Source organism: Pantoea sp. ICBG 985, from assembly GCF_002928365.1.
In the GTDB taxonomy this organism is placed as follows: domain Bacteria; phylum Pseudomonadota; class Gammaproteobacteria; order Enterobacterales; family Enterobacteriaceae; genus Pantoea; species Pantoea dispersa.
The window spans coordinates 1-255 of record NZ_POWM01000030.1; the positions used below are offsets into that span (position 1 = coordinate 1).

The following is a 255-nucleotide window of genomic DNA, read 5'->3' on the forward strand; positions in this document are numbered from 1 at the left end:
TGCGGATAACCCCATCAATTAACCTTCCGGCACCGGGCAGGCGTCACACCGTATACGTCCACTTTCGTGTTTGCACAGTGCTGTGTTTTTAATAAACAGTTGCAGCCAGCTGGTATCTTCGACTGGCTTCGGCTCCGGGAGCAAGTCCCTTCACCTACGCGCCAGCGTGCCTTCTCCCGAAGTTACGGCACCATTTTGCCTAGTTCCTTCACCCGAGTTCTCTCAAGCGCCTTGGTATTCTCTACCTGACCACCT

At 54.1% G+C, this 255-nt stretch carries 1 rRNA gene; it reads right to left on the reverse strand.

The annotated features are described in order from the left end of the window. Positions 1-255: ribosomal RNA gene (locus C1Y42_RS23305) — 23S ribosomal RNA — on the reverse strand; the annotation flags it as partial.